This window comes from Sphaerisporangium sp. NBC_01403 (genome assembly GCF_045040145.1).
Lineage (GTDB): Bacteria > Actinomycetota > Actinomycetes > Streptosporangiales > Streptosporangiaceae > Sphaerisporangium > Sphaerisporangium viridialbum.
In genome coordinates this window covers 4977211-5002398 of record NZ_CP109534.1, presented here as the reverse complement: position 1 = coordinate 5002398, position 25188 = coordinate 4977211, and the positions used below count along the sequence as shown (strand labels likewise).

The 25188-nt window shown below is 70.2% G+C and carries 24 protein-coding genes; 13 read left to right on the top strand and 11 right to left on the bottom strand.

Annotated features, from left to right (window positions below):
- Positions 1-51: 51 nt before the first annotated feature.
- Positions 52-798: an SIMPL domain-containing protein gene (locus OG589_RS22470; protein WP_405151920.1), complete on the top strand. Its 747-nt coding sequence runs from the start codon at positions 52-54 to the stop codon at positions 796-798.
- 71 nt (positions 799-869) lie between these two features.
- On the opposite strand, the gene nadA is transcribed toward OG589_RS22470, so the two are convergent.
- Positions 870-2054 (bottom strand): quinolinate synthase NadA, encoded by a 1185-nt coding sequence (nadA, locus tag OG589_RS22465; RefSeq protein ID WP_405151919.1) that lies wholly within the window; start codon positions 2052-2054, stop codon positions 870-872.
- Between the two features lie 204 nt (positions 2055-2258).
- Between nadA and erpA the strand changes: the two genes are divergently transcribed.
- Positions 2259-2612, top strand: a complete 354-nt coding sequence (gene erpA, locus OG589_RS22460) for an iron-sulfur cluster insertion protein ErpA (protein ID WP_358549406.1) — start codon at positions 2259-2261, stop codon at positions 2610-2612.
- 313 nt (positions 2613-2925) lie between these two features.
- On the top strand, positions 2926-3912 hold the full coding sequence (locus OG589_RS22455) for a carbohydrate kinase family protein (RefSeq protein WP_405151918.1): 987 nt from the start codon (positions 2926-2928) through the stop codon (positions 3910-3912).
- Positions 3913-3961: 49 nt separating this feature from the next.
- Here the strand turns inward: OG589_RS22455 and OG589_RS22450 are convergent, their stop codons facing one another.
- The gene (locus OG589_RS22450) at positions 3962-4240 is read right to left on the bottom strand and encodes a sulfurtransferase TusA family protein (protein ID WP_405152096.1); all 279 of its coding nucleotides are present in this window, start codon (positions 4238-4240) and stop codon (positions 3962-3964) included.
- Entirely contained in the window at positions 4240-5376 is a 1137-nt protein-coding gene (locus tag OG589_RS22445) for a cysteine desulfurase family protein (protein WP_405151917.1), read from the bottom strand. Before OG589_RS22445 ends, OG589_RS22450 begins: the two co-directional genes overlap by 1 nt.
- A gap of 360 nt (positions 5377-5736) precedes the next feature.
- On the opposite strand from OG589_RS22445, the gene coxB reads away from it, so the two are divergent.
- The 4 genes from coxB (at position 5737) to OG589_RS22425 (ending at position 9995) form a co-directional block, all read left to right on the top strand.
- Positions 5737-6399 carry a cytochrome c oxidase subunit II gene (coxB, locus tag OG589_RS22440; RefSeq protein WP_405151916.1) on the top strand — a complete coding sequence of 221 codons (663 nt, stop codon included), beginning with the start codon at positions 5737-5739 and terminating at the stop codon, positions 6397-6399.
- Positions 6396-8072 (top strand): cytochrome c oxidase subunit I, encoded by a 1677-nt coding sequence (ctaD, locus tag OG589_RS22435; RefSeq protein ID WP_405151915.1) that lies wholly within the window; start codon positions 6396-6398, stop codon positions 8070-8072. The genes coxB and ctaD overlap by 4 nt, the downstream gene beginning before the upstream one ends.
- Entirely contained in the window at positions 8069-8464 is a 396-nt protein-coding gene (locus OG589_RS22430; RefSeq protein ID WP_405151914.1) for a cytochrome c oxidase subunit 4, read from the top strand. The genes ctaD and OG589_RS22430 overlap by 4 nt, the downstream gene beginning before the upstream one ends.
- Before the next feature lie 415 nt (positions 8465-8879).
- A complete protein-coding gene (locus OG589_RS22425; protein WP_405151913.1) occupies positions 8880-9995 on the top strand; it encodes an Ig-like domain-containing protein in 1116 nt (371 codons plus the stop codon).
- A 79-nt stretch (positions 9996-10074) separates the two neighbouring features.
- Here OG589_RS22425 and OG589_RS22420 read toward each other — a convergent pair whose 3' ends face one another.
- Genes OG589_RS22420 through OG589_RS22405 form a run of 4 tightly spaced genes read right to left on the bottom strand, consistent with a single transcriptional unit; the run spans position 10075 to position 14265 of the window.
- Positions 10075-11739 (bottom strand): cytochrome bc complex cytochrome b subunit, encoded by a 1665-nt coding sequence (locus OG589_RS22420; RefSeq protein WP_405151912.1) that lies wholly within the window; start codon positions 11737-11739, stop codon positions 10075-10077.
- Positions 11736-12809: a Rieske 2Fe-2S domain-containing protein gene (locus OG589_RS22415; RefSeq protein ID WP_405151911.1), complete on the bottom strand. Its 1074-nt coding sequence runs from the start codon at positions 12807-12809 to the stop codon at positions 11736-11738. The genes OG589_RS22420 and OG589_RS22415 overlap by 4 nt, the downstream gene beginning before the upstream one ends.
- Positions 12806-13633 (bottom strand): c-type cytochrome, encoded by an 828-nt coding sequence (locus OG589_RS22410; RefSeq protein ID WP_405151910.1) that lies wholly within the window; start codon positions 13631-13633, stop codon positions 12806-12808. Before OG589_RS22410 ends, OG589_RS22415 begins: the two co-directional genes overlap by 4 nt.
- 17 nt (positions 13634-13650) lie before the next feature.
- Positions 13651-14265 (bottom strand): heme-copper oxidase subunit III, encoded by a 615-nt coding sequence (locus OG589_RS22405; protein WP_363921884.1) that lies wholly within the window; start codon positions 14263-14265, stop codon positions 13651-13653.
- A 181-nt stretch (positions 14266-14446) separates the two neighbouring features.
- Here OG589_RS22405 and OG589_RS22400 point away from each other — a divergent pair, with 181 nt between their 5' ends.
- The 3 genes from OG589_RS22400 to OG589_RS22390 all read left to right on the top strand — a co-directional run bounded on the left by OG589_RS22400 (position 14447) and on the right by OG589_RS22390 (position 17191).
- A complete protein-coding gene (locus OG589_RS22400; RefSeq protein WP_405152095.1) occupies positions 14447-14842 on the top strand; it encodes a hypothetical protein in 396 nt (131 codons plus the stop codon).
- Positions 14843-15040: 198 nt separating this feature from the next.
- A complete protein-coding gene (gene trpD, locus OG589_RS22395; protein ID WP_405151909.1) occupies positions 15041-16120 on the top strand; it encodes an anthranilate phosphoribosyltransferase in 1080 nt (359 codons plus the stop codon).
- Between the two features lie 189 nt (positions 16121-16309).
- Positions 16310-17191 (top strand): sensor histidine kinase, encoded by an 882-nt coding sequence (locus OG589_RS22390; protein WP_405151908.1) that lies wholly within the window; start codon positions 16310-16312, stop codon positions 17189-17191.
- Positions 17192-17222: 31 nt separating this feature from the next.
- Here the strand turns inward: OG589_RS22390 and OG589_RS22385 are convergent, their stop codons facing one another.
- Both OG589_RS22385 and OG589_RS22380 read right to left on the bottom strand, forming a co-directional pair.
- On the bottom strand, positions 17223-17510 hold the full coding sequence (locus OG589_RS22385) for an Lrp/AsnC family transcriptional regulator (protein ID WP_405151907.1): 288 nt from the start codon (positions 17508-17510) through the stop codon (positions 17223-17225).
- 154 nt (positions 17511-17664) lie between these two features.
- A complete protein-coding gene (locus OG589_RS22380; protein ID WP_405152094.1) occupies positions 17665-19398 on the bottom strand; it encodes a DEDD exonuclease domain-containing protein in 1734 nt (577 codons plus the stop codon).
- A gap of 211 nt (positions 19399-19609) precedes the next feature.
- Here OG589_RS22380 and OG589_RS22375 point away from each other — a divergent pair, with 211 nt between their 5' ends.
- On the top strand, positions 19610-20146 hold the full coding sequence (locus OG589_RS22375) for a hypothetical protein (protein ID WP_405151906.1): 537 nt from the start codon (positions 19610-19612) through the stop codon (positions 20144-20146).
- A gap of 33 nt (positions 20147-20179) precedes the next feature.
- Here the strand turns inward: OG589_RS22375 and OG589_RS22370 are convergent, their stop codons facing one another.
- The gene (locus tag OG589_RS22370; RefSeq protein WP_405151905.1) at positions 20180-21313 is read right to left on the bottom strand and encodes a phosphotransferase family protein; all 1134 of its coding nucleotides are present in this window, start codon (positions 21311-21313) and stop codon (positions 20180-20182) included.
- Positions 21314-21537: 224 nt separating this feature from the next.
- Between OG589_RS22370 and OG589_RS22365 the strand changes: the two genes are divergently transcribed.
- Both OG589_RS22365 and OG589_RS22360 read left to right on the top strand, forming a co-directional pair.
- Positions 21538-22860 carry an NYN domain-containing protein gene (locus OG589_RS22365; protein WP_405151904.1) on the top strand — a complete coding sequence of 441 codons (1323 nt, stop codon included), beginning with the start codon at positions 21538-21540 and terminating at the stop codon, positions 22858-22860.
- A 273-nt stretch (positions 22861-23133) separates the two neighbouring features.
- Positions 23134-24054: an NlpC/P60 family protein gene (locus OG589_RS22360; protein WP_405151903.1), complete on the top strand. Its 921-nt coding sequence runs from the start codon at positions 23134-23136 to the stop codon at positions 24052-24054.
- Here OG589_RS22360 and OG589_RS22355 read toward each other — a convergent pair.
- On the bottom strand, positions 24021-24941 hold the full coding sequence (locus OG589_RS22355) for a LysR family transcriptional regulator (RefSeq protein ID WP_405151902.1): 921 nt from the start codon (positions 24939-24941) through the stop codon (positions 24021-24023). The genes OG589_RS22360 and OG589_RS22355 overlap by 34 nt on opposite strands.
- Between the last annotated feature and the right edge of the window lie 247 nt (positions 24942-25188).

The window sequence follows — 25188 nt, the reverse complement described above, 5'->3', positions numbered from 1 at the left end:
CCCCGGAGAGGATCGGCCGGTGCGGAGGCCGCCCGGTGGTGGCATGTCCGCATGATCAAGCTGAGTGTGGTGCCGGCGGCCACCGCCATCGCCATCGCCATCGTCCTCGTAGGAGCGCAGGCGGGCGCGGCGCTCGCGGACTCCGGGCCGTCCGTGACGGCGCCCGCCTCCCTGACCAGGGCACCCGCGCCGCGTGCGGCCGCGGCCGACCCGGCGGAGCTCACCGTCGTCGGGCGCGGAAGCATCCAGACCATCCCGGACGTGATGCACCTGAACGTCGGCGTGGAGGCGCGCAGGGCGAAGGCCGGTGAGGCGTTCGCGGCAGTGAAGGACGGCGCCGCCAAGCTGGCGGAGGTGCTCCTGGCGGCGGGGGTGGCGAAGTCCGACATGCGGACCAACGACCTGTCCCTCGGGACCGAGTACGAGAAGTACCCGAAGGTCGTGGGCTACCGCGCCTCCCAGGGCGTGGAGGCGCTGGTCCGCGATCTGTCCAAGGCCGACGCGGTCGTCGACGCGGTGGCGGCGGTGGGCGAGGAGGTGCGGCTGAACGGCATCTCGTTCGAGGTCTCGAAGGGGGCGAAGCTGGTGAGGGCCGCGCGGGCCAAGGCCTACAAGGACGCGCTGGCCAAGGCCCAGCAGTACGCCACCCTGACCGGCAGGGGCCTTGGGCGGGTCGTGAAGCTGGAGGAGGAGGGCGACACGTCCCCCTCCCGCTTCGCGCTGGCGGAGAAGGCCTCGATCAACCCCGGGCACGGCTCGGTCACCATCGGCGTCCGGGTGGTGTACGAGCTGACCTGAGCCCGGCGTCCCTGCCGCGCGGAGGCCGGGGGCCCGGCCGTTGGCGGGCCCTCGGCGGTGCGCCGGCCGGGCTAGGGGAGGGCGAGCATGCGGTCGAGGGCGACCTTGGCCCAGTGCGTGGTCTCGGGGTCGACCGTGATCTGGTTCACGACCTCGCCCGCGACGAGCGACTCAAGGGCCCAGACCAGGTGCGGCAGGTCGATGCGGTTCATGGTGGAGCAGTAGCAGACCGTCCTGTCGAGGAAGGTCACGGTCTTGTCCGGGTGCCGCGCGGCGAGCCGCTTGACGAGGTTCAGCTCGGTGCCGACGGCCCAGGAGGACCCGGCCGGAGCCTCGTCCAGCATCTTGATGATGTACTCCGTCGAGCCGACGTGGTCGGCCTTGGTGACGACCTCGTGCCGGCACTCGGGGTGGACCAGCACGTTGACGCCGGGCACGCGCTCGCGTACCTCGTCCACGCACTCGGCGGTGAACCGGCCGTGCACCGAGCAGTGCCCGCGCCAGAGGATCACCTTGGCGTCCTTGAGCTGCTGATCCGTGAGGCCCCCGTTCGGGCGGTGCGGGTTGTAGACCACGCAGTCGGAAAGGGAGAAGCCCATCTCCAGGACGGCCGTGTTGCGGCCGAGGTGCTGGTCGGGCAGGAACAGGACCTTCCTGTCCCCGGCCTGTTTCGCGGGCCCCTCGGGGCTCTCGTCGAACGCCCAGGTCAGGGCGCGGCGGGCGTTGGAGGAGGTGCACACCGCGCCGCCGTTGCGCCCGCAGAACGCCTTGATGTCGGCGGAGGAGTTCATGTACGTGATCGGGACCGTGATGTCGGCGATCCCCAGATCCGTCAGGACGTCCCACGCCTCCTCCACCTGGTCGAAGGTGGCCATGTCGGCCATCGAGCACCCCGCGGCGAGGTCGGGCAGCACGACCCGCTGGTCATCGCCGGTCAGGATGTCCGCCGACTCGGCCATGAAGTGGACCCCGCAGAAGACGATGAACTCCGCCGCAGGGCGGGCCGCCGCCTCGCGGGCGAGCTTGAAGGAGTCTCCTGTCACGTCGGCGAACTGGATGACCTCGTCGCGCTGGTAGTGGTGCCCGAGCACGAACAGCCTGTCGCCGAGGGCCGCCTTGGCCCTGACCGCACGCGCCACCAGGTCCGGATCGGAGGCCGGGGGCAGCTCGCCGGGGCAGTCGACGCCGCGCTCGCTGTGCGTGTCGGTGCCCTGGCCGAGCACGAAGAGCGGGAGGCCGGTCTCGGTAGTCGTCACGGCTGCAACACCCCTTGGGGACTTATCGTCTAGTTGACGACTAAACACTACACACGGGGGAGGGCTGTTGTTTCCGGGGGGTTGGGCGGACCGTACGGTGAGACAGGAATGTGTAGCGGCGCCCAGCTGTTGGTAGCGTCTAACTGAGACCTCAGAACCAGGCCTCCGTCCCCAGGGGCGTTGGGGCAGACGGGGAGTCAACAAATGACGGTTGAGAGCAGCGAGACCACGCAGCAGGGTTTGGTCCTGACCGACGCGGCCGCGTCGAAGGTGCGCAGCCTGCTGGAGCAGCAGGGCGAAGAGGGGCTGCAGCTGCGCGTCGCGGTGCAGCCCGGTGGCTGCTCGGGCCTGCGCTATCAGCTCTTCTTCGATGACCGCTCGATGGACGGGGACGTCGTCTCCGACTTCGGCGGCGTCAGCGTCGTCACCGACCGGATGAGCGCTCCGTACCTCACGGGCGCCACCGTGGACTTCGTGGACACCATCGAGAAGCAGGGCTTCACGATCGACAACCCGAACGCCACGGGTTCCTGCGCCTGCGGCGACTCCTTCAACTAGAGGCGCCGGCCGGCACCCCGTCCGTGGATCACTCCGCGAGGCGGGGTGCCGTCATGCCCGCACCCATCAAAGGCCTCCCCGCCCATCGGTCCGGCACGGGTGCACGGCGCCGCCGCTTGGGCGTCCTAGGGGTCGAAGCCCGCCGCGCCGGCATCGTCACAGGTGACGAACCTCACTCCAGATGACCCCGTGTCACCTGCTGGATCGTCCGGCCGCCGTGAAGATCACCACGGGCCGGTCCGCCAGCCTGGAGCGCCCTTCCGTGCCGTATTCTGGGCGGTCCGTCGAGGCTGACAACGAGGAGAATGACCCCGTGCGCATCGCCGTCACCGGCTCCATCGCGACCGACCATCTGATGACCTTCCCCGGCAGCTTCGGGGACCAGCTCATCGCCGAGCAGCTCGACCGTGTGTCGCTGTCCTTTCTGGTCGACGACCTGCAGGTCCGGCGCGGAGGCATCGCCGCCAACATCTCCTTCGGCATGGGCTGTCTCGGCCTGTCGCCGATCCTGGTGGGCGCGGTCGGCTCCGACTTCGCCGACTACCGTTCCTGGCTGGAGCGCCACGGGGTCGACTGCTCCTCGGTGCACATCTCCGAGCTGCACCACACCGCCCGGTTCCTGTGCACCACCGACGAGCACCACAACCAGATCGCCTCGTTCTACACCGGGGCGATGGCCGAGGCCCGCGAGATCGAGCTGCACCCGATCTCCGAGCGCGTGGGCGGCCTCGACCTGGTCCTGATCAGCCCGAACGACCCCGCCGCCATGGTCCGCCACACCGAGGAGTGCCGCCAGCGCGGCATCCCGTTCGCGGCCGACCCCTCCCAGCAGCTCGCCCGCATGGGCGGCGACGAGATCAGGTCGCTCATCGAGGGCGCTGCCTACCTGTTCACGAACGACTACGAGAAGGCGCTCGTCGAGCAGAAGACCGGCTGGTCCGACGAGGAGGTGCTGTCCCGCGTCGGAGTGCGGGTGACCACCCTCGGCCCCAAGGGCGCCCGCATCGACCGCGCGGGGGAGCCGGCCCTGCACATCCCCCCGAGCCCCGAGCTCGGCAAGGTCGACCCGACCGGCGTCGGCGACGCCTTCCGCGCGGGCTTCCTGTCGGGCCTCGTCTGGGGCCTGTCCCTGGAGCGCTGCGGCCAGCTCGGCAACCTCACCGCGACCCATGTGCTGGAGCACGTCGGCTGCCAGGAGTACCAGCTCGGCAGGCAGGGCTTCCTCGACCGGTTCGCGGCCACCTACGGCACCGCCGCCGCCGCCGAGGTCGAGGCGCACATCCGGTGCCTTTACTCCTGATCCCGCTTACTCCCGCTCGTGCCCGCCGGTGTCCCCGGCGGGCACGCCGTCAGTAGTTGCGCCGCACGTGGATGGCCCAGCCGCCCCCGGGCAGCTCGTAGGTCGCCACGTGGTGGTGGGACTTCAGCCTGCACCAGGCGGGCACGTCGGTGAAGGCGGCCGGGTCGTCGGCCAGCACGGCCACCGTCGCGTTGAGCGGCACCTCGTTGATCCGCTCGGCCAGCATGATGATCGGAATGGGGCACTTGCGCCCGAGCGCGTCGATCGTCAGCGCGGCCGACGGCTGCGCCGTCTCGCCGGGCGCGGACTTCTGCCGGCCAGCCATCATCACGATCTCACCCCTACGCTCTCGCGGACGCGCCGGACGATGCCGGGCAGGACGGAGAGGAAGCGGTCGACGTCCGCGGCGGACGCGCCCCTGGGCAGAGACACCCTGACGTTCCCATGCGTGAGCACTCCCATCGCCTCCAGCACGTGCGATGGCCGTAGCGTACTCGCCGTGCACGAACTGCCGGAAGACACCGCGAACCCGGCCCTGTCCAACTCCGTCAATATTGCCTCACCTGCCACGTAAAGGCAGGAGAACGTGACAATGTGCGGTGCCCGTCGCGTGGGGTCGCCCACGACCTCCACATCGGGGACCAGCCGGGGCACCGCCTCGCGGACGCGGTCGACCAGCGCCGACAGCCGCGCGTTCTCCTCCTCGGCCTCGGCGGTCACCGCGCGCAGCGCCGCGACGGCCGCGACGGCGGCGGGGACGTTCTCGAACCCGGGCACCCTGCGCAGCTCCCGCTCGTCCTCGGGCAGCGGGGAGCGCCACCGGGTGCCCTTGCGGACGGCCAGCAGCCCCACCCCCGCGGGACCGCCCCACTTGTGGGCGCTCGCCGCCAGCACCGACCAACCGGCCGGGACGGGCAGCCGCCCCAGCGTCTGGGCCGCGTCGACCAGCAGCGGCACCCCGGCCGACCGGCACGCCTCGGCGGCCTCCGCGACCGGCTGGAGGGTGCCGACCTCGTGGTTGGCGGTCTGCAGGCAGGCCAGGGCCGTGCCCTCCCGCGCGACGGCGGCGCCGAACTCGCCGGGGTCGACCCGTCCCGTGAGGTCGACGCCGACGATCTCGACGGTGCCCCCCTCGCGCTGGTGCACGGCCGCGGCCGCAAGGACGCTGGAGTGCTCGACGGCTCCGGTGACCAGATGGCGCCCGGCCCGCCGCCGCCCGAGCAGCGTCCCGAGCACCCCGAGGTGCACGGCCTGCGTGCCCGAGGAGGTGAAGGACACCTCGTCGGGACGGGCGCCGATCACCTCGGCCGCCTCGGCGCGGGCCCGTTCGAGCAGGACGCGCGCCCGCCGCGCCGGGCCGTACAGGCGCGCGGGGTCGGCGCCGCCCGCGTCGAGGGTCGCGATCAGCGCCTCACGCGCGGCGGGGTGCAGAGGTTCGGTCGATGCCGCGTCGAAGTACGCCACGGGTTCATGGTCGCACCCGCGCCCGGCGGCGGCCCGCCTGGGCCGACGCCCGCGGGCGGATCCCGCAACGGCTCGAACACGTTAACGGGGGCTGGGAAGGAGGGCGACCCCAGTGCGCGCTAATGTGTCCCCCAGCGTGACGTGAGACAACTAAGAGCGCGAATCTCGTGAATCTGGAAACGATCGCCCAGGAGGGGGACTCTTGGGCTTTATCTGTGGGGTAGGCGATCCGTGAGTCCGACCCGCCGTTCTATACGGCGTCCGTTGGCCCGTCGCAGGGTGCCACGCGCCGTCGCTTTGGCGGCGCTGCTGGTCTCCCTGACGGCGTGTGATGGCGTTGGTACGTGGTCTCGTGCTGGCATGCCGGAGGGCATCACCAAGGAGGCCGGCATCATCCAGAGTCTCTGGAACGGTGCCTGGATCGCCTCCCTTGCCGTCGGTGTCGTCGTCTGGGGCCTGATCCTGTGGGCCTGCGCGTTCCACCGCAAGCGCAAGAACACGACCGACGCCCTGCCGCCCCAGGTGCGGTACAACCTGCCGATCGAGATCCTTTACACCACGGTGCCGATCATCATGGTCGCGGTGTTCTTCTACTTCACCGCCCGTGACGAGAACGCCATCACCAAGGTGACGGGGAACCCGGACGTCAAGGTCAAGGTCGAGGGCTTCCAGTGGAGCTGGCGCTTCACCAGCGAGTACCAGGGCAAGGTCGTCAGCGTGGTCGGCACGCCGGCCCAGCGGCCCGTGCTGGTGCTGCCGGTGCAGAAGAAGGTGCAGTTCGACCTCGTGTCGCCGGACGTGAACCACTCGTTCTGGGTGCCCGCGTTCCTGTTCAAGCGCGACGTCATCCCCGGCGTGAAGAACGTCTTCGAGATCGAGACGCTCAACAAGACGGGAGAGTTCGCCGGACGCTGTGCCGAGCTCTGTGGCGTCGACCACAGCCGCATGCTCTTCACGGTGAAGCTCGTGCCCCAGGCCGAGTACGACCAGTACGTCAACAGCCAGGCGGGGAGTGCCCAGTGACCGCCATCAACGAACCCCCGACCAAGGCGGCCATCGCCGCCCAGCGGCGCGCCCGCAAGGGCACGGTCATCGCCCGGTGGGCGTCGTCGACCGACCACAAGGTGATCGGGCACCTCTACCTGATCACCTCCTTCGCGTTCTTCCTGATCGGCGGCGTCATGGCGCTGATCATGCGTGCCGAGCTCGCCCAGCCCGGCCTGGAGTTCGTGAGCAACGAGCAGTTCAACCAGCTCTTCACCATGCACGGCACGATCATGCTGCTCATGTTCGCGACCCCGCTGTTCGCGGGCTTCGCCAACGAGCTCATGCCGCTGCAGATCGGCGCCCCCGACGTGGCGTTCCCCCGGCTGAACATGGTGAGCTACTGGCTCTACCTGTTCGGAAGCCTGATCGCCATCTCCGGGTTCTTCACCCCTGACGGCGCCGCCGCGTTCGGCTGGACCGCCTACACCCCGCTGTCGGACGCCGTCTCGTCACCGGGCCTCGGCGGCGACCTGTGGATCATGGGTCTGTCGATGTCCGGCATCGGCACCATCCTCGGCGCGGTGAACTTCATCACCACGATCGTCACGATGCGCGCGCCCGGCATGACGATGTTCCGGATGCCGATCTTCACGTGGAACATCCTGCTCACCAGCGTGCTGGTGCTGCTGGCCTTCCCGGTGCTGGCCGCCGCGCTGCTCGCGCTGGAGGCCGACCGACACCTCGGCGCCCACATCTTCGACTCGGAGACCGGCGGTGCGATGCTCTTCCAGCACCTGTTCTGGTTCTTCGGGCACCCAGAGGTGTACATCATCGCGTTGCCGTTCTTCGGCATCATCACCGAGGTGCTCCCGGTCTTCAGCCGCAAGCCGGTCTTCGGCTACATCGGCCTCGTCGCCGCGACCATCAGCATCGCGGGCCTGTCGGCGGCGGTCTGGGCGCACCACATGTTCGTCACAGGCCAGGTGCTGCTGCCGTTCTTCTCGTTCATGACCTTCCTCATCGCGGTTCCGACCGGAGTGAAGTTCTTCAACTGGATCGGCACGATGTGGCGCGGCCATCTATCGTTCGAGTCGCCGATGCTGTTCGCGGTCGGCTTCCTGATCACGTTCCTGTTCGGTGGCCTGACCGGCATCATCCTGGCCTCGCCGCCGCTGGACTTCCAGGCCAGCGACTCCTACTTCGTGGTCGCGCACTTCCACTACGTCGTCTTCGGCACCGTGGTCTTCGCGATGTTCTCCGGCTTCTACTTCTGGTGGCCGAAGTTCACCGGCAGGATGCTGAACGACACGCTGGGCAAGTGGCACTTCTGGACGCTGTTCATCGGCTTCCACACCACCTTCCTGGTGCAGCACTGGCTCGGCGTCGAGGGCTTCCCCCGCCGCTACGCCGACTACTCGCCGGCCGACGGGTTCACCGACCTGAACGTCGTGTCCTCGATCGGCGCGTTCATCCTCGGCGCCTCGACGCTGCCGTTCCTGTACAACGTCTGGCGCACGTGGCGTAGCGCCCCCAAGGTCACCGTGGACGACCCGTGGGGCTTCGGCAACTCCCTCGAGTGGGCGACCTCGTGCCCGCCGCCCCGGCACAACTTCACCTCGCTGCCGCGGATCCGGTCGGAGCGTCCCGCGTTCGACCTGCACAACCCGCACCGGCTGGCGCCGGTCGAGGAGCTGGAGGAGGCCCGATGAAGGTTCAGGGCTGGATGTTTCTGCTCTGCGGCGTCTTCTTCGCCGCGGTGGACCTCGTCTACTGGTTCTGGTCGAAGGAGCCGACCGGCACGACCGCGCTGGCCATCTCCGTGGGCCTCGCCCTGATGATCGGCTATTACCTGCTCTTCACCGCCCGCCGCATCGGCGAGCAGCCGGAGGACAGGAAGGACGCCGAGATCAGCGACGGCGCGGGCGAGCTGGGCTTCTTCAGCCCGTCGAGCTGGTGGCCGCTGTTCGTCTGCCTGGCCGCCGCGTTCATGGTCGTCGGCTTCGTCATCGGCTGGTGGATGTTCCTCATCGGGGCTTTCGCGGTGATCATGGCCTCGATCGGGTTCGTGTTCCAGTACTACCGGGGTCACTTCTCGCACTGACCGGGAGGGAGGCCGGCGCGCGCTCGCACGCCCGGCCGGCCTTCGCCCGCCCCCTCGGCGATCACCTCTGATCGCGCGCTCCGTACGGCCTGCCTCGCGGGCGGCCGGCGGTTTCCTTCAAGGAACCGTCGGTCGTCCGCGAGGCCTTTTTTGCAGGTCCTCCCGGCGTTTCTCCTTGAGCGAAGGTACGCGACACGCTGTAACCGGGTAATAACTCACAAGGAGTGATCCATCGGAGCGGGGGAGACGTAACGTGGGACACGTCGAGATCCGGGTGGTCGCCCTTGGAGCCGGGGCGCTGGCCCTGTTGCTGGCGGGCGGTTGTACGAGCGGCAGCGATCGAGAGGGGCAAGATACCGCTGGTTCACGGTCCGGCCTGGCTGTGAGCGTTTCTCCGGGCAACGGGGCGACTCAGGTGGCACCGGAGCTGCCTGTCATGGTCGGAGCCGTCAACGGCGCTCTCAGGAGCGTCAACGTGCGCGTCAAGTCCAAGGACACGCCGATCGCGGGCGTGCTGAGCGCCGACCGCACCCAATGGCGCAGCAAGCGCGGGATGGCCCCGGGGGAGACCTACCAGGTGACCGTGGTCGCCGTGGATCCCTCGGGCAAGACGAAGCAGGTGAGCAGCGAGTTCTCGACGGTCAAGGCGACTCAGCTGTTCGCCGTCGACAAGATCCTGCCCAACAAGGAGATCACCGGCCTGACGGTCGGCATCGGCATGCCGATCATGCTGACCTTCGACCATCCCATCACCGACCGGGTCTCGGTGGAGCGCAACCTCATGGTGCAAACCTCCAATCCGGTCGAGGGGGCGTGGCACTGGTTCGACGACAAGTCGGTCTCCTTCAGGCCCAAGAAGTACTGGCCCGCCCACACCAAGGTGAAGCTGGTCGCCCAGCTCGCCGGGGTGCACGGCGGCGCCGGCATGTACGGCAGCCAGGACTACGTCCGCGAGTTCACGATCGGGAGGTCCCAGATCAGCCACGCGGACACCGTGTCGCACCAGATGACGGTCGAGCGCGACGGCCAGGTCATCAGGACGGTGCCGCTCAGCGCCGGGGAGGGCGGCGACTGGCGGCACTACACGACCAACGGCATCCACCTGGCGATGTCGCGCGAGGACGTCACCACCATGACCAACCCCGACACCGGGCCAGGAGGCGCCGGCTACTACAGCCTCACCGTGTACGACACCGTGCGCATCTCCGACAGCGGCGAGTACGTGCACGGCGCTCCCTGGTCGGTGGGCTCGCAGGGCAACTCCAACGTGAGCCACGGCTGCATCAACGTCAGCCCTTCGAACGCCAAGTGGTTCAAGGAGACCACCCTGATCGGCGACCCGATCATCGTGAGCGGCACGCCGCGGCAGCTCGACCCGGCGAACGGGTGGGGCCACTGGCAGGAGACCTGGCCCCAGTGGCTCCGCTGGAGCGGCCTGCGGTCGGGGTTCACCACGGAGACGCTGTCGGCGTACCCCGTGGCCGACCACACCACCACCACGGCGGACGAGAAGAAGAAGGTCACTTCCTGACGTTCTGCCGGAAACGCCGAGAGGGCCCGGACGCGATCTCGCGTCCGGGCCCTCTCAGTGTCACTACCGGGCTACCGGCTCAGTGGCCGATGGACTTGGTCTCCTCGTCGCCGTGGCCCGTGCCGACCGCGGCGGGCGTGGCTTCGTGCCCGTTGTGGTGGCCGTCGTGGGCCGCGTCGAGCGCGATGGCCTCGGTGTCCGCCGAGTACGTCTCGCTGAGCTTGGCCCGCAGCCTGCCGAGCGGGTTCCGCATCCCCTTGGGGGGGACGCCGTCGCCGTCCGGGGCGGCCTCGATGGCGGGGATGGGCTTCTTCCCCTGGATGTGGGCCACGAGGTCGTCGGCCGGTGGCACGTGGACCTCGATGTACTCACCGTGCGGCAGGCGCTTGATGACCCCGGACTCCACACCGTGGGACACCAGCTCAAGGTCGTTGCGCTGGAGCCCGATGCACACGCGGTAGGTGATGAAGTACGCGATGGCGGGCCCGACGATGACCAGCACCCGGCCGACCTCGGTCGTGGTGTAGAGCGAGATGTGGAACTTCGCCGAGATCCAGTCGTTGGCGCCCAGCAGCCACAGCACACCGTAGAACGTGATGGCCGCGAGGCCGATCGAGGTGCGGTGCGGGTTGTTGCGGGGCCGGTCGGCCAGGTGGTGCTCGCTCTTGTCGCCGGTGATCCACTGCTCGGCGAACGGGTATAGCGCCAGGCCGGTCATGATGATGCCCATCGGCAGCAGCGCCGGGATGAGCACGCTCAGCGGCAGGGTGTACCCGAGGAAGTTGATCTCCCATGCGGGCATGAGCCGCAGCGAGCCTTCCAGGAAGCCCATGTAGAAGTCGGGCTGGGATCCCGCCGAGATGTCCGCCGGAGTGTACGGACCGAACAGCCAGATCGGGTTGATCTGGGCGAACGTGCCGAGCAGCGCCAGGACGCCGAAGGTGAACAGGAAGTACGCGCCCGACTTGATCATGAACGACGGGTAGAACGGCGCGCCGACGACGTTCTGCTCGGTGCGGCCCTTGCCCGGCATCTGGGTGTGCTTCTGCACCCACATCAGGATCAGGTGAGCGGAGATCAGCGCCAGCAGGATGCCCGGGACGAGCAGGATGTGGATGCTGTAGAACCGCGAGATCACGTCGGTGCCGGGATACTCGCCGCCGAACAGGAAGTACGTGATGTACGTGCCGACCAGCGGCAGCGAGATGGCCACACCCTCGGTGATCCGGAGGCCCGCGCCGGAGAGCAGGTCGTCGGGAAGGGAGTAGCCGGTCAGGCCCTCGGCGAGCGCCAGGGTGAGCAGCAGCACACCGATGATCCAGTTGAGCTCGCGCGGCTTGCGGTAGGCCCCGGTGAAGAACACCCGGAGCATGTGCACCATCATGCCCGCCACGAACAGCAGCGCCGCCCAGTGGTGGATCTGCCGGATCAGCAGGCCGCCGCGGACGTCGAAGCTGATGTGCAGCGAGGACTCGTAGGCCTGGGACATGTGTACGCCAACGAGCGGCCCGTACGAGCCGTTGTAGGTGACCTCGGCCATGCTCGGCTTGAACCAGAACGTCAGGAACGTGCCGGTGAGGAGCAGGATGACGAAGGAGTAGAGCGCGATCTCACCCAGGAGGAACGACCAGTGGTCGGGGAAGACCTTGCGTAGGTTGCGCTTGAGGAAGCTCCCGGCGCCGATACGGTCGTCGATGAAACTCGCGGGTCCCGCGATGGCCTTGGGAGGGCCGTCGAGGCTCATGCCTGCTCCCTAGCTTCGGCTTCGGCGTCCCCGCGCTCCCAGAAGCTGGGACCGACCGGAACGTTGAAGTCGCTCTGTGCGATGAGGTACCCCTCGCCGTCGACAGCGATCGGCAGCTGGGGCAGGGGACGCGCGGCGGGGCCGAAGATGACCTTCGCCCCGTCTGCCGCGTCGAAGGTGGACTGGTGACAGGGGCAGAGGATGTGGTGCGTCGTCTGCTCGTAGAGCGCTGCCGGACAGCCCACGTGGGTGCAGATTTTGGAATACGCGACGATGCTGTCGTAGGTCCAATTGAGCTTGGTGCCCGACTTGATCTCTTCTGGCCGGAACTTGATCAGGATCAAGGTCGCCTTGGCCAGGGCGTTGAGGTCTTCCTCGTACCCCTCGGGCACCACCGACAGGATGCCGCCAGGGGAGTTGAAGTCCGCCGCGCGGATCGGCTCGTGGGTCCCCTCGACGATCAGGCGCCGGCCCTTCTTCCAGACCGTGTGCCGCAGCGTGGTGCCCGGCAGCGGGCCGAGGTCCTTCAGCAGCACCAGCGGCAGCAGGCCGAGCGGGGCGGAGGCCAGCAGGAGCGTGCGGCGCAGCAGCTTGTGCCGCACGATGCCGCTCTCCTCGGCGCCCTGCAGGAAGGTCTGCTCGATCTCCTCGCGCACCTGGGGCGGGGTCGCCATCGTGTGGCGCTCCTGCACCAGGCTGTACTTAGGCATGATCGTCCGCACCCAGACCACGAGGCCGGCCGCCAGCGACAGCAGGGCGATCGTCAGCGTGCCGCCGAGGGCGAAGTTGGAGACCTGGGTCCTGTCGATCGTGCCGACCTGGAAGACGACGTACGAGATCACGAACCCGACGCCGGCCAGGAAGGCCACCAGGAACAGCAGGGCGGCGATGCGCTCGCCCTTGCGCGCGGTCGCGGGGTCGGGGAACTTCACCCCTTCGTGCACGATCGGCCCGCCGCCCGTGGGCGGCGCGCCGAGCATGGAGTCCTCACCCCTCGGAGGGGGGGTGCCGATGACGCGCCTCGGGACGCGCTCCTCCGGCTGCTCGATGTCGTTCGGGTTATCAGTCATGGTTTGGCCTGACGCTTCTTCGCGGTGATCCAGATGGCGGCGAGGGCGAGGAGGCTGATGCCCACGACCCAGGCCACGAGGCCCTCGGTGACGGGGCCGATCCGGCCGAGGCCGCTGCCGCCCGGGTCGGGCTGGTTACGGGCGCCGATGATGTACGCGATCATGTCGCGCTTCTGCTCGGGGGTGATCGTGCTGTCGTTGAAGACCGGCATGGCCTGCGGGCCCGTGGCCATCGCCTCGTAGATCTGCGTGGGCGTGGCGGGGTTCAGCGGAGGCGCGTACTTGCCGTAGGTCAGACCGCCGCCCGAGCCGACGAAGTTGTGGCACTGGATGCAGTTGGCCCGGAACAGCTCGCCTCCCTTGGCGGGGTCGCCCTTGGCGGGGTCCACCGATTCCAGGGAGGGCTTGGTCGGGCCGCCGCCGAGCGACTGGACGTACGCGGAGAGCTGCCGGACGGTGTCGGGGTTGACCCACTCCGGGGGCCGCTTGCGCGGAGCCTGGGGGCCGGGGCCCGAGAACGGCATGCGGCCGCTGGACACCTGGAAGTCGACGGCCGCCGCGCCGACGCCGATGAGGCTCGGGCCCGATGCACCGCCGGGCGTGTAGGAGCCCTCGGCGTTCAGGCCGTGGCAGCTCGCGCAGTGCGCCGCGAAGAGCGCCTTGCCCGCGGCCACGTCGTCCGCCTTGCCGGAGGCGATCGCCGCGTCGGCCCGGTCGCCTCCGGGCGCCAGCAGGGCGTACACCCCTCCGAGGAGGCTCAGGGCCAGAAGGAGGACGGCATATCGCGCGAGTGGATGCCGCCTCCGTGCGGTGATCGAGTTCACCGATATCCTCGTTCCGATCATTTGATGATGTAGATGGTCGCGAAGAGGCCGATCCAGACGACGTCGACGAAGTGCCAGTAGTAGGACACGACGATCGCGCTGGTGGCCTGCTCATGGGTGAAGCGCTTCGCGGCGTACGTGCGTCCCAGCATGAACAGGAACGCGATCAGCCCACCGGTCACGTGCAGGCCGTGGAAGCCCGTGGTCAGGTAGAAGACCGAACCATAGGCGTTGGAGGACAGGGTCAGGCCCTCGTTCACCAGGTTGTGGTACTCGTACAGCTGGCCGCCGACGAACCAGGCGCCCATGAGGAAGCTGATGACGTACCAGAACCGGAGCTTCTTGACCTGGCCCTTCTCAGCGGCCCACACGCCGAGCTGGCACGTCACACTCGACAGGACCAGGACGATCGTGTTGACCAGCGCGTAAGGGACGTCCAGGTGAGTCTCTGGCCAGGGCTTGCCCTGGCCGAGGCTGACCGACCGGATGGTGAAGTACATCGCGAACAGCGCCGCGAAGAACATGAGCTCAGAGGACAGCCAAACGATCGTCCCGACGCTGACCAGGTTGGGCCGGCGGGACGATGGTGCTGTCGTCGTCGTAATTGCGGATGCTGTCGCCACGCCCAGCATTATTGCGGCTCTCCTGGTCGGGTCGCCGCACGACCCCCCGGTTGGGGGCGCATCGGTCCCATAAACGAGACATAAGGCTGGAACTACGCCAAGTCTGACTGGTCTGGGATTCCGTCGGCGGGGACAGGTAGCATCCGTGGTGACCATACCTCGTCAATCGATAGTGAGCGCGACCGTGAGCATGAGGGTTCTCGTCTACAGCGACGACGCAAGCACCCGCGAGAAGGTGCGGCTGGCGATCGGGCGGCGTCCGGCCGCCGACGTGCCCCTCGTGGAGATCGTGGAGTGCGCGACGCAGCCCGCCGTCATCAAGCAGCTCGACTCCGGCGAGATCGACGTCGCCGTGCTCGACGGCGAGGCCGTCCCCGCCGGGGGCATGGGCATCAGCCGCCAGGCCAAGGACGAGGTCCACGACTGCCCGCCGATCTGCCTGATCATCGGGCGCCGCGACGACCGATGGCTCGCCGACTGGTCCCGCGCCGACGCGGTGGTGGCCCAGCCGCTCGACCCGATGGCGCTGGCCGAGGCCGTGGCGGGCCTCATGCGGCACCGCTCGGCCTCCCGCGTCACCCGCTGAGCCGGCACCGGCCGACTCCCGCACCCCGGCACCGACCGGCACCGGCCAGGCCTCCCACGGCCGGGCGGTGTCGGCCGGGCCTCCCGCGTCCGACCCTGCGACGCGCCGGCCCGGGCTCGCGCCCGGGCTGCGCCGGCCAGGCCACTCGCTGAGCGGCACCGCCCGGCCTCCCCACATCTCTCACCGACCGGAGAACCCATGGACGCGCGCACGACGTGGCCCACGCTGCTCACGGCGCTGCTCGCCCGCGAGCACCTCACCGCGGACGAGACCGCATGGGCCATGAACGAGATCATGTCAGGGGCCGCGACGCCCGCCCAGATCGCCGCCTTCGCCACGGCCCTGCGGGCCAAGGGCGAGACGGTCGCCGAGGTCGTCGGGCTCGCGCGCACCATGCTCGACCATGCCACCCCGCTGTCGGTCGAGGGCCCGACGGTCGACATCGTGGGCACCGGCGGCGACCGCGCCCACACCGTCAACGTCTCGACGATGGCCGCGATCGTCGTCGCCGCCACGGGGGCGAGGGTGATCAAGCACGGCAACCGCGCGGCCTCCTCGTCGTGCGGCGCCGCCGACGTCCTCGAGTACCTCGGCGTCGTCCTCGACCTGCCTCCGGAGCTCACGGCGCGCACCGCCGTCGAGGCGGGCATCGCGTTCTGCTTCGCGCCGGTCTACCACCCGGCCCTGCGGTTCGCCGGCCCGGTGCGCAAGGAGATCGGCATCCCCACCTTCTTCAACTTCCTCGGCCCGCTGACCAACCCTGCCCGCCCGTCGTCGCAGGCGATCGGCGTCTACGACGCGCGCATGCTGCCGGTCGTCGCCGGGGTCTTCGCCGAGCGGGGCGTGTCCGCGCTGGTGTTCCGGGGCGACGACGGGCTCGACGAGCTGTCCACGGCCACGACCTCGACGGTCTGGGTGGTCAGGGAGGGCACGGCCGTCCAGATCTCCTTCGACCCGCTCGACGTCGGGGTTCCGCGCTCTGAGCCCGACGCGCTGCGCGGCGGCGACGTCGAGTTCAACGCGCGCGCCGTGCACGACCTGGTGGGCGGCAAGACCGGCCCCGTCCGCGACGCCGTGCTCCTCAACGCCGCCGCCGCCCTGGTGAGCCTCGATCCCGCGACCGTCGCCGCCGAGCCCGGGCAGGACATCTCGGGAGAGGCCTTCGCGGGGGCCATGAGGTCGGCGTACGAGCGCGCGTCGGACGCCGTCGACTCCGGCCGCGCCACCGAGACCCTCGCCCGCTGGGTGGAGATCAGCCGCTCCCACAGGCAGGCCTGATCCGCAGAGAGACCAGTCGAAGCCGGGCTCCCGGACACGGAGCCGGGCGATGGGGCGTGTGCACGGGTGCGCCGCACCCGGTCGGCATAGCCTGCCGGGCGCGTCATCCGCGCGCGTCCCCTCACGGGATGACCTGAGATCCTCCCACGAGTGGATGTCCGGATTTCGTGACATTTCTAGGCTGCCGCCATGCTTTACCCCGACCTTCTCGCCGTCATCGCCTTCCTGGCGGCCATCCAGGCCGAGTCGTGGGGCATGCCCGGTCTGGCGGGGGTCGCGCTCGTCGTCCCGCTGGGCGGTGCCGTGGCCTTCGGCAGGCGCCTGATCCTCAACCGGCGTGGCCGTGAGCGCCGGCTGCGTGCCGAGCTGTCGGCCTACAGGGACGCGCTCGCCGCGCAGCGGGAGGCGCTCGCCATGGCCACGACGACCGCGGAGCGGATCAAGATCGCCCGTGAGCTGCACGACCTCGTGGCCCACCGGGTCAGCGTCATGACGCTCGGCGTGGGCGCCGGACGCATGATCATGGAGAAGAACCCCGTGCGGGCGCGCGAGACGCTGCACGCGGCCGAGGAGACCGGCCGCCAGACCCTGACCGAGCTCCAGCGGATGCTGGTGCTGCTCCAGGCCGCCACCGGCACCGCCTGGGGCATGGAACCGCAGCCGGGCCTGGCCGACCTGCCCGAGCTGGTCGCGCGCACGCGGGAGTCGGGGCTCGGCGTCGAGTTCGTCGAGGACGGCCGTCCCGTCTCGGTGGGGGAGGCGCTGGAGGTCTCTGCCTACCGGATCGTCCAGGAGGCGCTGGCCAACACGCAGCGGCACGCCTCGGCACGTACGGCGCAGGTGGCACTGCGGTGGCGGCCAGGGCTGCTGGACGTGCGCGTACGCGACGACGGGCGCGCGCGGGGAACCGTGGTCCTCGGCGCCGGACTGATCGGCATCCGCGAGCGCGCGGCGCTGTTCGGCGGATCGTTCTCCGCCGGAGCCCTCCCCGGCGGCGGCTTCGAGGTACGCGCCCGCCTACCGGCGACCACCACCTCACGCCCGGCGGCCCGCCGGCGGACGAGCGCCTAGCACCGCCGGGAGAGAGATCCTTCGGGCCGGATCAGTCGGCTTCGGTGAAGCCGATGGAGAAGGCGGCGTCCAGGTCGTGCTTGGAGTAGGTGCGGAAGGCCAGGTGGGTCTCTGTCGCGAGCACGCCGGGGACCTTGTTGACGCGCCCGGGGATCACCTCGGCGACCTCGTCGTAGGCGGCCACCCTGACCATGGCCAGCAGGTCGTAGTCGCCGGTGATCGAGTAGACCTCGCTGACCCCGTCGAGCTCGGCGATCGTCTGGGCGACCTCGGGAATCCGGTCGACCTCCGCCTTGATGTGCACGATCGCGGTGATCATTCGAGCTCTCTCCTTTGAGTATGACTTGGCCCGACTCTAACGCCGCCACCGCCGATCACCGCCACCGGCTCTCGCCGGCGGAGCCGCCGTATGGTCCGAGGTGTTCCTCGTTCGAGATCTACGAGGGTCCGCCGTGCGCAGGCGGGCCGCCGGGTCAGCGGAGGGGGCGGCCTTCGCGGGGGTGGTGGGGCTGGACGCCCTTGTAGGCGAGGTCGATGCGTTCCTTGAGGCGGCCGGCGCCGCGGGCGGGGAGGCTCCAGGTGCCGTCGACCCGGACCAGCCGCACGCCGGGGGAGTCGAGCCAGCGCAGGATGCACTCGGTCTCCTCGGCGCCCGCGGCGGGAAGGGGCCCGGGGCCGGGGGAGACGGTCTCGGCGGTCGCCACCAGGGCGTCGACGTACGGGGTGGGGTGGGCGCCCCTGGGCATCACCCCGGCTGCGGCGAGCCGGCCGTGGCGCACGACGTGGATGTCCCACCCGCCGGCGAAGGCGGGGCTGGCCGCGATCAGCTGCGGGATGCCGGTGAGCGACCGCAGCCGCTGCATGCGCGCGGCCGTGCGCACGTAGACGGCGAGCCGGTCGCGGTCGACGGCGGCCTCCTCGTAGCGCTGCTCGGCGGCCAGGCGCTCCATGCGGGTCTCCAGGGCCGAGAACACGGGGCCTGGGTCGTGCTCCATGGCGGCCCGGGCCTCCTCGACGTGGCGCCGGTAGTCGTCGGCGCTCTGCCGGCCCTCGCACGGCGCCCCGCACCGGCCCATCTCGGCCAGGGCGCAGGCGGGCCGCCGGGTGCGCGGCGTGATGCGCTCGGTGCACTGCCGGAGCGGCACTGCCTCGTGCAGCGCCGACCTGGCGTCCTCGGCGCCGCGCGCGGAGGAGAACGGGCCGAGGTAGGTCGCCTGGTCGGCCTTGACCTCGCGCACGATGGACAGCCGGGGGAAGGGCTCGTCGGTGAGCTTGAGCCAGACGACCTTCTCGGGGAAGCGCGACCGGCGGTTGTAGCGGGGCTTGGTGGCGCCGATCAGCCGCAGCTCTCTGACCTCGGCCTCGAGGCCGGTGGCGCAGACGATCGGCCGGACCCGCTCGGCGATGCCGATCATCTCGCGGATACGCGGGCGCGTCTCGCTCGCGGTGAAGTAGGACTTCACCCGCTGGCGCAGGTCGCCGCTCTTGCCGACGTACAGCGCCTCGCCGCGCTCGTCCTCGAAGACGTAGACCCCCGGGGTGCTGGGGATGCTCGCCGCGAGGTGGCGCTTGCGCTTCTGCTCGGGGGTGGGGGCCCGCACGAAGCCCTTGAGCTCCTCCAGGGTCTGCACGCCGTAGGCCCCGACCCGCTCGATCAGCACGTGGAGCACGTCGACGGTGGCCTTGGCGTCGGCCAGGGCGCGGTGGCACGGCTCGGTGGTGCTCCTGAAGATCCTCGCCAGGGTGGAGAGCTTGCAGTTGGGCACCTCGTCGCGGGTGAGGACGCGCCGGGCCAGGTCGGCGGTGTCGACGACGGGGTTGGCGGGCGGGGGATAGCCGTGCTTCTGGCAGTTGGCCTTGATGAAGCCCACGTCGAACGGGGCGTTGTGCGCGACCAGCGTGGCCCCGCGGATGAACTCCAGGAACGACGGCAGGACCTGCTCGACGCGCGGCGCGGCCATCACCATCACGTCGGTGATGCCGGTGAGCACCGTGATGAACGGCGGGATGGGACGCCCGGGGTCGACCAGGGTGGCGAACTCGCCCAGCACCTCGCCACCGCGCACCTTGACCGCGCCGATCTCGGTGATGGCGTGCTCCGCATGCGACCCGCCGGTCGTCTCCAGGTCGAAGACGACGAAGGTCACCTGGTCGAGCGGCGTGCCGAGCTCGTCGAGCGTTCCTTGAACCCCGATCTCCACGAGCATGACCATACGAGCAAGGTCCGACAGTTCCGCACGGCGGTCCTCGATCTGATCGCAACCCCTGGAGTTCTTGGTCGTTATACGGCTGATGTTCGGATGCGCCTGCCACACCGGGCCATCCGAGGGATCCACCGTCCACACACGGCGACCGTTCGGGCGACTGGACCGCCCACGTGCGGCGCCGTTTCAACCCACTGTTCACGGGGAGGCGCGTATGCGCTGGTTACCGGCATCGATCACTTCTCTCGCCCTCGCGGCGGGATCACTTCTCTGGACGTCCGCCCCGGCCGAGGCCGCGTCCACCCCCACCGTGCCCGTCCAGGCCGCCTCCGCCGGGGCCCAGAAGGGGAAGGTGTACGTCTGGTACCCCACCAGGCTCAGGCGCGGCGGCGTCGCGACGTTCCGCTACAAGGCCGTCCACCTGCGGGGGCTGACGGCCGACGGGCTGGTGCTCGCCGCGTTCCTGCCGAAGAACACGGTGTCCAAGGTGCGCTTCACCTCCAAGCCGTCGCACGCGAAGTGCGGATACTCCGCCTCCCGCGCGTACTGCGTCGTCCCGCTGCGCGGCAGGGACACCATCTCCATGACCATGCAGATCTCGATCAAGTACAAGTACGCCGGCAAGTACTACGTCGGTCACTACGCGAGGGCCGTCGGGCTGGAGTCGGGCCTGAGCACGCGTGACTACGTGGACGAGGTCGCGCGCGGGGACCTCATCGTCAAGTCCAGGACCGTCATCTCCCCGCGCTGACGTGCCGTGCCGCGCCCGATCGAGGGCCTGTTCTCAGTCCCAGTAGCGGCCGTCGAGCATGCTCTCGATCGCGGCGCGGTGCATCACCAGGTCGTTCGGGTCGTCCGGCATCTCCAGCTCGCCGAAGTGGATCCGCCGGTGCCAGACGCGGGCCATGATGATCCCGTGCCGCAGGGCGGCGTACATCTCGTAGAACTCCATGTCCCGCGGCGTGTGCCCCGACATGGAGCGATATTGCTCGCAGACGTCCTCGCGGGTCATGAAGGCGGGGAGGCCGGGGAGACCCATGATCACGGTTACGTCCTGGAAGAACCGGTGAAGGAAGATCATCCAGGCGAGGTCGATCTCCCTGGGCCCGGCCGCCGCCATCTCCCAGTCGAGCACCGCGACCGGCGTGAAGTCGCGGTACATCACGTTGCCGATGCGCGCGTCGCCCCAGCTGATCACGTCCTGGCCGGTGGACCGCGGCCAGTTGTCGTCCAGCCAGGCGAACGCGTCCTCCAGGACGGGGATCCGCAGCGACCCGTGGGCCCACTCGTAGTAAGCCCTCTGCTCGTTGACGTGCCGCCGAAGCGCCGAGTCGCCCGGATGGCCCGGCCGCAGGAAGGCCAGCTCCTCGGGTCGTACGGGCGCGTCGTGCAGCCGGGCGAGGATCCGCACGGTCTCCGTCTGCAGGCGACGCAGGTCGGCGGGGGAGGCGTCGACCAGCCAGCCCTCGAAGGTGTAGGGCACGAGGTCGGGCGGGACGTCGCCCTTCTCCTGCTCCATCACGAAGAACGGCGAGCCGAGCGCGGCCGGGTCGGGCTCGAACCACAGGGTGCGGGGCGCGGGGACGCCGGCCCGCTCGCGCGCGAGCCGCATCACCTCGAACTGCTTGCCGAGGTCGTACTCGGGGAAGACCGGCACCGCCTCGGCGGCCGGGGCCATCCTCGCGACGCATTCGACCTCCCGCTCGCCCGAGCCCTCGGCCCAGGACGCGGTGAAGAACAGCGTCTCGCTGGACAGGCCGTTGCCGGACGGGCGCGTCAGCTCGGACACCGACACCCGGGACGCCCCCGCGAGCCGGCCCGCGAGCCAGGCCCGCATCCGCCGGCGAAGTTCGCCCAGGTCACGGGTGGACGTCCGCATTTCTCCGGTCTCGGCACGCTGGTCGTCCAGCCTCGGCATGGTGGCCTCCCTCATCCGTGGTGGCCCAGTCGTATAACGGCCACCAAGCGCTTGTCCATATGCCGTTCGCCTGTCGTTCACCTGCGCGCAAGCGGGTGCCGCAGTGGCGTAAGGGGCGGCGGTGGGTGAGGAACCGGGTGCGAAGCGCGCTGACCACGAACGCGCCAGCCGTACCCTTGTCGGATAGACGGATTTTGAATGGCCAGTCAGCTAGGGGAAGACGGATGAGTTCAGCCGGAGAAGGCCTGTCTCGCCCGCTGCCCGAGCAGGTCCGCTTACATGTCGTCGAGCTGGCGGCCCAGGTGCTCGGCTCGATGCAGCCCGCCACGATCCCGCCGCCGCTGAAGGGCATCGCCAGGTTCGACCCGCGCAAGCGCGCCCGGCTGGGCAGCGCGCCGATCGCCGCGCAGCTGGAGACCGACAAGGAGTTCCGCGAGATCGTCGCCGAGGCGCTGCAGGAGGCGTGGCCCGAGCTGGTCGCCAGCCTGGAGGAGGGCAACGTCCCTCCCGCGGCCGAGCCGGTGCTCGTGGCCGCCGCCGCCTACCTCACGCGGCCTCCGGGCTGGCCCGACCTCGTGGAGACCGCCCGCGCCGACCTGGAGCAGGCCGCCGCGGCGGCCGAGGGCACCGCCCAGGAGCAGACGGTCGTACGGCTGCGCGAGCAGCTGGCCGCGCAGAAGGCGGCGGCCAAGGACGAGACCGACCGGCTGCGCGAGCAGCTCAGGGTGTCCAAGGCCGAGATCGCCGACCTGCGGCGCAGGCTCCACGACGCCAGGGAGCGCGTGCGGGTGGCCGAGGATCGGGCCGCCGAGCTGCAGGTGCGCGAGCAGGAGGCGAGGGCGGCGGTGACCTCGGCGACCAGCGCGACCGAGAGCGAGCTGCGCAAGCTGCGCGAGCGCCTCACCGACGCCGAGCGGCAGGTGGAGGCCAGCAGGCGCGCGGCGCGCGAGGGGCGCAGCATCGAGGACGCCCGCATCCGCGTGCTCCTCGACAGCCTCCAGGACGCGGCTGCGGGGCTGCGCAGCGAGCTGGCACTGCCCGTCGCGATCAGCAAGCCGGCCGACTCCGTCACGGCGGTGAGCCCGGGACGGCCGTCCGTGCGCGCCGTGCCCGCACGCGCGCTCGCCGACGACGACCCGGCCCTGCTCGACCAGCTCCTGGCCATCCCGCACCTGCACCTGGTCGTGGACGGCTACAACGTCACCAAGACCGGCTACCCCTCGCTGACCCTGCTCGACCAGCGCTCGCGGCTGCTCACCGGGCTCGGCGGCCTCGCCGTGCAGACCCGGGTCGAGGTCACCTGCGCGTTCGACGGCGCGGAGCTGAACGGCCCGGTGCAGGTGTCCGCGCCGCGCGGCGTGCGCGTGCTGTTCAGCGCGCCGGGGGAGATCGCCGACGACCTCATCAGGCAGCTCGTGCGCGCGGAGCCCCCGGGGCGCGCGGTCGCCGTCGTGTCGTCCGACCGCGAGGTGGCCGACTCGGTACGCCGCATGGGCGCCCGCCCGGTGCCGGCCACCCTCCTGCTCCGCCGCCTCAGCCGCGCCTGAGCCCGCTCGGCCCTCGGCCCCGGCGCCTTCGCGCCCGGGCTTGGAGGGCCGTTCTGGGGTGCCCCCTGAGACCGCCACCTGTCCGGTAAACGCGGGTTGTCTTATTGAAACCAATTCCCGATGAAAAGGTGCAGTTAGCAGTGCGGCTTCTGTAAGATCTCGGCCCAGGTTGTCTCACTTGTCTCACATGAGGGGGCTGACGTCCCAGTGGTCGTGCGTGGCATCCGGGGAGCCGGGCGGGTACCGGTGGCCGCCGGGCTCATCGCCGCGGTCTTGTTGACGCAAGCAGGCGGGGCGGAGGCGAAGCCCAAGCCCACGGTCGCCCAGACCAAGGCGAGGCTCGCCAAGCTGAACGACCAGGCCGACAAGGTGGTGGACCGCTACAACCTGGCCGGCGAGCACTGGAAGAAGGCTCGCAAGGAGTACAACGACCTCAACGGCCGGCTCAAGAAGCAGCTCGACACCATCGAGGGGCTGCGCGCCGGCCTGGTGTCGGTCGCGGTCAGCACCTACCAGTCGGGCGACCTGCTGGCCTGGCCCAACCTCATCACCCAGGGCGACCCCGAGTCGCTGCTCAGCGGCCTCGCCTCGGTCGACCAGATGTCCGCGGGCCAGTCGCGCACGCTGGCGGAGTTCGAGCTCGCCACCCGCTCGGTCAAGGGGCAGCGCGACAAGGCCAAGGGCGCCTACGACAAGGCAATCAAGCTGCTCGACGACCTCCGCAAGCAGAAGAAGGACGTCGAGAAGCTGGTCGGGGAGCAGGAGCGCCTGCTCCGCAGCCTTAACGCCTACAACGCGGGCAACCCCAACAGCCCGGGCATCAAGTACACCGGCTCCGCCTCCGGCAACGCGCGCACGGCGCTCCAGTTCGCCTTCGCGCAGGTGGGCAAGCCCTACCGGTACGGCGGGACCGGTCCAGGCTCCTACGATTGCTCGGGGCTCACCCAGGCGGCCTGGCGGGCCGCCGGGGTCAGCCTGCCGCGCACCGCCGCCGAGCAGTACTCCTGGGGGGCCTCACGCCGGGTCTCCCTGAACGCCCTGCAGCCGGGCGACCTGCTGTTCGCCTCCGGCCTCGGCCACGTGGGCATGTACGCGGGCGGCGGCAAGATGGTCCACGCCCCTCGTACGGGGGACGTCGTGAAGGTCGTCCCGCTCTCGTCCTACCGGGGCATCTTCGGCGCCGTACGTCCCTGAGCGCCCTGCCCGGTGGCGGTGACCAGGTCGGCGAACTCGGTGGCCAGGGGGCTGAGGGCGTCCCACTGGCGGACGGCCCAGCCGACGGTGATCGGGGTCAGGTCGGGGATGGGCACGGCCCGCACGGGGCTGTCCGGCGAGAGCGGCAGCCGGGGGAGGGCGGGCACAATGGCGTGCCCGACGCCGAGCTCGGCCAGCAGGATCGCGGTGTCCCAGTCGGCCACCCCGACTGGGGCGGGAGGGGCGAACCCCAGGCGGACGAAGTTCTCCTCCAGGCGGTGACGTGAGGCCGAGTTCTCGGGATGGGCGATGTAGCGGATCGCCCCCAGGTCGCCGGGATGGATGGCGTCCTTGTCCGCCAGAGGGTCGCCCGCGTGGACGACCAGCACCCAGGGAAGCTCGACGACCGGCCGCTGCTGGATGCCCGGCAGAGGCCGGCCCAGGGTGATCCAGGCGAGGTCGACCTGGCCGCTGTGGAGCAGCTCGACGCACCGCCGCGCCGAGTGCGCCGACCGGAACTCCAGGCTCACATCGGGATGGTGGTGGCGGAACGCGCTGATGGCGCCGGCCATGAAGTGCCGCACGGTGACCCCGCCTGTGGTGATCTTCACCGCGCCGCCGAGGCCGTCGCGCAGCTCGCCGAGCCGGCGCAGCGCGGTGTCGAGGGACGCGATGCCGCCGAGGGCCGCCTGGTAGAGGATGCGCCCGGCCTGGGTGGGGACGACGCCGCGTGGCTGCCGTTCGATCAGCGCCAGGCCGGTCTCGCGTTCGAGTCGCTTGACGTGCTGGCTGACCGCCGACTGGGTGCGGTCCAGCGCGCGGGCGACGGTGCTGAGGTTCCCCGTCTCGTACACCGCGATGAACACGCGCAGGTCGTCAAGCGTCACCGGCCCAAGGTATCGCTGGGGTCCGCCTTAGGAAACCCCGGAATTGACTGAGATCACGCCTGCTTCCAGGATGGTGTGAGGAGCCGGCCGGACGGTGGCTCCCGAACTTGGCGGCAACCCGTCCGCGGCCTGTCCGGTGCCGTCCGGTGACCCCGGGACGCACGGCTCCGGCACCGCCGGGCGGCGGGCGGGTGCCGACCCGTCGTGAGGAGCGACCATGCCCGCCTACCCGTGGCCGCGTCCGGTG

Bases quoted from the DNA above. Each gene is read 5' to 3' on its own strand.
- OG589_RS22405 (WP_363921884.1), bottom strand. From the start codon at position 14,265: ATGCTGGGCGTGGCGACAGCATCCGCAATTACGACGACGACAGCACCA.
- coxB (WP_405151916.1), top strand. From the start codon at position 5,737: ATGCCGGAGGGCATCACCAAGGAGGCCGGCATCATCCAGAGTCTCTGG.
- OG589_RS22470 (WP_405151920.1), top strand. From the start codon at position 52: ATGATCAAGCTGAGTGTGGTGCCGGCGGCCACCGCCATCGCCATCGCC.
- OG589_RS22430 (WP_405151914.1), top strand. From the start codon at position 8,069: ATGAAGGTTCAGGGCTGGATGTTTCTGCTCTGCGGCGTCTTCTTCGCC.
- OG589_RS22365 (WP_405151904.1), top strand. From the start codon at position 21,538: ATGAGTTCAGCCGGAGAAGGCCTGTCTCGCCCGCTGCCCGAGCAGGTC.
- OG589_RS22415 (WP_405151911.1), bottom strand. From the start codon at position 12,809: ATGACTGATAACCCGAACGACATCGAGCAGCCGGAGGAGCGCGTCCCG.
- erpA (WP_358549406.1), top strand. From the start codon at position 2,259: ATGACGGTTGAGAGCAGCGAGACCACGCAGCAGGGTTTGGTCCTGACC.
- OG589_RS22375 (WP_405151906.1), top strand. From the start codon at position 19,610: ATGCGCTGGTTACCGGCATCGATCACTTCTCTCGCCCTCGCGGCGGGA.
- OG589_RS22380 (WP_405152094.1), bottom strand. From the start codon at position 19,398: ATGCTCGTGGAGATCGGGGTTCAAGGAACGCTCGACGAGCTCGGCACG.
- OG589_RS22450 (WP_405152096.1), bottom strand. From the start codon at position 4,240: ATGATGGCTGGCCGGCAGAAGTCCGCGCCCGGCGAGACGGCGCAGCCG.
- OG589_RS22370 (WP_405151905.1), bottom strand. From the start codon at position 21,313: ATGCCGAGGCTGGACGACCAGCGTGCCGAGACCGGAGAAATGCGGACG.
- OG589_RS22385 (WP_405151907.1), bottom strand. From the start codon at position 17,510: ATGATCACCGCGATCGTGCACATCAAGGCGGAGGTCGACCGGATTCCC.
- OG589_RS22390 (WP_405151908.1), top strand. From the start codon at position 16,310: ATGCTTTACCCCGACCTTCTCGCCGTCATCGCCTTCCTGGCGGCCATC.
- OG589_RS22400 (WP_405152095.1), top strand. From the start codon at position 14,447: ATGAGGGTTCTCGTCTACAGCGACGACGCAAGCACCCGCGAGAAGGTG.
- OG589_RS22420 (WP_405151912.1), bottom strand. From the start codon at position 11,739: ATGAGCCTCGACGGCCCTCCCAAGGCCATCGCGGGACCCGCGAGTTTC.
- trpD (WP_405151909.1), top strand. From the start codon at position 15,041: ATGGACGCGCGCACGACGTGGCCCACGCTGCTCACGGCGCTGCTCGCC.